1 pseudogene and 2 CRISPR repeat arrays are annotated in these 4,687 nt (G+C 42.6%); the pseudogene reads right to left on the minus strand.

Annotated elements, in window-relative coordinates:
• Positions 1-39 precede the first annotated feature (39 nt).
• Positions 40-2,507: direct repeats of the CRISPR family, unit length 37 nt; unit sequence GCCTAAGAGGCTAATCCATTAAAACAAGGATTGAAAC.
• A 325-nt stretch (positions 2,508-2,832) separates the two neighbouring features.
• Positions 2,833-3,943: pseudogene (locus tag KO464_00935) on the minus strand (IS3 family transposase).
• 106 nt (positions 3,944-4,049) lie between these two features.
• A CRISPR array of direct repeats spans positions 4,050-4,673; the repeat unit is 37 nt; unit sequence GCCTAAGAGGCTAATCCATTAAAACAAGGATTGAAAC.
• The last annotated feature ends 14 nt before the right edge of the window (positions 4,674-4,687 follow it).

Below are 4,687 nucleotides of genomic sequence, written 5' to 3' on the forward strand. Positions count from 1 at the left end.
AACATTCTCACAAAGAGGATTCAAGGAAAGGTGAAAAGAGCCTAAGAGGCTAATCCATTAAAACAAGGATTGAAACTTAAATAAAAATTTTATGACAGCCCCCTCCGTTTCCGCCTAAGAGGCTAATCCATTAAAACAAGGATTGAAACTCCACCGGATCACGAAAAAAATTTTCGCCCTGACCGGGCCTAAGAGGCTAATCCATTAAAACAAGGATTGAAACTAAGTTTTCATTTTCTCCTCCTTTTGATTTTTCAAGCCTAAGAGGCTAATCCATTAAAACAAGGATTGAAACGTAAAATCAATGTTTTTCGACACTTTCAGTTTTTTGCCTAAGAGGCTAATCCATTAAAACAAGGATTGAAACTCCATCATCGCACTGGTTGGCCAAGAAATTGCCATTTGCCTAAGAGGCTAATCCATTAAAACAAGGATTGAAACCCGGGGCATGCTGATCCTGGAATATTATGGTCCGGGGGCCTAAGAGGCTAATCCATTAAAACAAGGATTGAAACCTGATGATGTGGATGATTGCCTGAAAAAATACATATCGCCTAAGAGGCTAATCCATTAAAACAAGGATTGAAACCTTGCTCAACAAAAAGAGGCCAAGAAAGCCCTTGAGCCTAAGAGGCTAATCCATTAAAACAAGGATTGAAACGCTTCATTTCTCCTCCTTTTCGTATGATTTTATTAGCCTAAGAGGCTAATCCATTAAAACAAGGATTGAAACTGTGATATATTGAATATAATATAACTAAAGCAGAAGGCCTAAGAGGCTAATCCATTAAAACAAGGATTGAAACTTTCACTTCTGGAAAATGGAGCGAAAGTATGTTCCAGGCCTAAGAGGCTAATCCATTAAAACAAGGATTGAAACAAAAAAATCATTATATTTTAGATGTTTTCAAGTATTGCCTAAGAGGCTAATCCATTAAAACAAGGATTGAAACCGGGTGGATCAAAGCTGACGGGCATATCGGAGCTGAGCCTAAGAGGCTAATCCATTAAAACAAGGATTGAAACATTATATTGCCATTCGTACAAACGAAAGGGATATAGGCCTAAGAGGCTAATCCATTAAAACAAGGATTGAAACTACGCCAAAGGCAAGAGCTGTGGAGGAGTGCCCTGCTGCCTAAGAGGCTAATCCATTAAAACAAGGATTGAAACTTTCACTTCTGGAAAATGGAGCGAAAGTATGTTCCAGCTGCCTAAGAGGCTAATCCATTAAAACAAGGATTGAAACAAGAATTATTTAGATCATAAATTAAATGCCGCCATGCCTAAGAGGCTAATCCATTAAAACAAGGATTGAAACAAGGAGGAAGGAAAAATGAAAAATTAAAAATAGCATAAGCCTAAGAGGCTAATCCATTAAAACAAGGATTGAAACCTCCTCCTCCTCCTGTTCTATAATGCCGATCATACACTGCCTAAGAGGCTAATCCATTAAAACAAGGATTGAAACTCGATGAGCATCTGGGCGGTTTTTATGTGGCCTTTAGCCTAAGAGGCTAATCCATTAAAACAAGGATTGAAACCAAATAACCATAACTTTTGTGACAACCCCCTTGTCGGAGCCTAAGAGGCTAATCCATTAAAACAAGGATTGAAACATGTCTGGAACGAGGTAACAGCTGACGAAGCTAATAGAGCCTAAGAGGCTAATCCATTAAAACAAGGATTGAAACACAGCATGAAAAAACAGCTGACCCCGGAAAACCGGGGCCTAAGAGGCTAATCCATTAAAACAAGGATTGAAACTACGAAAAGTAATTCAGAGCCATGCCTTTTGGCCCGGGCCTAAGAGGCTAATCCATTAAAACAAGGATTGAAACATTCTCACAAAGAGGATTCAAGGAAAGGTGAAAAGAGCCTAAGAGGCTAATCCATTAAAACAAGGATTGAAACTTATCATTTCTAACACTGTAGGATCCCCGTCAATTTGCCTAAGAGGCTAATCCATTAAAACAAGGATTGAAACAAGGAATACTCGACGGAGGAAGCAAAGAGGGCCTCTTGCCTAAGAGGCTAATCCATTAAAACAAGGATTGAAACAGAAATGCCCAAAGAACCGGAAATCAAGAAAGAATAAAGCCTAAGAGGCTAATCCATTAAAACAAGGATTGAAACCAGGAGTCGGCCTCCGAATTTTATCGGCGTCGCCAGAGCCTAAGAGGCTAATCCATTAAAACAAGGATTGAAACTCCAAAGAATACTTTTCGCTTGCAAGAACGTTGTCAAGCCTAAGAGGCTAATCCATTAAAACAAGGATTGAAACACTCCTGATGAATCTGAATATCAGTGGGGGCCTCCATTGCCTAAGAGGCTAATCCATTAAAACAAGGATTGAAACTCAGTCCTGAATCTTGCGAACTTCCGGCTCTCCGCTGGCCTAAGAGGCTAATCCATTAAAACAAGGATTGAAACTTGTCTTGTTCTGGGTGGAATGTTGCTTGAATTGTTTGCCTAAGAGGCTAATCCATTAAAACAAGGATTGAAACTCTCTCGACTGCGCCAGCTGATTTAAAGTGGACCCCTTTGTCAAGACAGTTTTTGAAAAAATTTTAGTTGGTTGATGGCCGGTTTCCCTGCATTCGATGGTTGACAACTCCTTGAATTACAGTCAATAAAAGCTCTCGTTTCCTCCAATTTCCCCGGAGGGAGGGAGCAACAATTAATATCCGGGAATTCTACCTTGTGCCCTGTGCTACAATTAAGATCCTGTGACCGAAACAGAGGGTTCAGGTCTTTCCCCATCGGTCGGTCACAACAGGACTCAAAAAGCACAGGAGCACAAGGTGGAGATTCCTTCCGCCGGTTAATAAGATAAACACTGGCAGGCGTCTGGTAATCAAGGCTCTGGTGGGGGCGCAGGTTATTGTAGAAATCAATATACTCCCTGATACCAGACCTTGCCTCCCGGGGACTCGAATATTCCTTCAAATAGACCTCCTCGTATTTCAAGCTCCGCCAGAAACGCTCGATAAAAACATTGTCAATAGCACGGCCCTTACCGTCCATACTTATCAATACTTTCTTGTCCTTGAGCAAGTCTATATACCTGGGGCTGGTGAAATGACTCCCCTGGTCGCTGTTGAAAATGGAGGGAATCCCCGTCCCCAAAGCCCGGGTTACAGCTTCTGTCACAAATCCCATCTCAAGGGTCTGGTCCAGCTCCCAGCTCACAATAAACCGGGAATGCCAGTCGATTACTGCCACCAGGTACATCCAGCCGCCAAGAAGACGGATGTAGGTGATATCAATTCCCCAGACGTGGTCAGGATGCTCAACCTTAACATCTCTCAGGAGATAAGGATAAATCCGGTGCTGCAGGTCCCTCTTGCTCAGGTTGGGGCCGGGATGGATCCCTTCGATGCCCATCTCCCTCATATACCTCTGGACTCTCTTGCGGTTTATCGGGATTCCATCGTTTTTAAGGGTTACTGTAATTCTCCGGGAGCCGTAAAAAGGGTAAGCCGTGTAAATCTCGTCAATACGGTGCTTTATGGCAACCTCTTCCGCCGATGGGGGCAGACCCCTGTAATAGATTCCACTTTTGTTGATTCCCAGAAGAGAAGCCTGGGTGGAAATAGGAACCTCTCCCCGGTCCAATTCCAGCAATTCAATTCGTTCACACCTGCTCATATTTTCCACTACATTTTTTTTTGAGCCAGGAAAGCTGTGCCGATAATTTTCCTATCTCCGTGTAAAGCCGGTCAACCTGCTTTTCGTGTCCGGCTTTTAGTTGATTAATCGGCTTTTGTTCGTTCTGAAAAACCACCTGTGCGTTTTTAATAAACTGGGTTTTCCATTTGGACAACTGGTTGGGATGAACCCCATTCTCTGATGCTATTTGCGAAAGAGGCTCCTCTTCCCGTAAAACCCTCAGAACCATCTCCGCCTTCTCATCGGGAGTGAATGTTCTTCTTTTTTTCATTTTTTTAGGACCTCACTTCAAATTATATTCGGTCCCAACCAACTAAAACCTATAAAATTTTTGTCCGAATTATTGGGTCCATTATACTTTCCCCCGGCTTCAAGCCGCCTAAGAGGCTAATCCATTAAAACAAGGATTGAAACATGGGGATCCTGAAATGGATATTCGATTGGCCAGATGCCTAAGAGGCTAATCCATTAAAACAAGGATTGAAACCCAAGAGAAGGGGAAAGATACATCCCAAAACCCCGGGCCTAAGAGGCTAATCCATTAAAACAAGGATTGAAACCCTCCCTTCTTTCACTGTAACAATGTTGTTGTAATCGCCTAAGAGGCTAATCCATTAAAACAAGGATTGAAACGAACATCGCCATTTGCCTTGCCGGTATCATCCACATCAGGCCTAAGAGGCTAATCCATTAAAACAAGGATTGAAACCTTCAATGATGCCAATTTCTGTTCGCATTTCTTCCAGCCTAAGAGGCTAATCCATTAAAACAAGGATTGAAACTACAATCGATCCTGGTCGCATGGACGGCGGTATCGGGCCTAAGAGGCTAATCCATTAAAACAAGGATTGAAACCCCGATTTCCCCGAAGGGCGTCACGATTCACCGGAAGCCTAAGAGGCTAATCCATTAAAACAAGGATTGAAACCTGCCTCCACGATGTGGTCAAGACCAGGGAGCTTTTGCCTAAGAGGCTAATCCATTAAAACAAGGATTGAAACCCTCCGAAAACATC

Source organism: Methanofastidiosum sp., from assembly GCA_020854815.1.
GTDB lineage: Archaea > Methanobacteriota_B > Thermococci > Methanofastidiosales > Methanofastidiosaceae > Methanofastidiosum.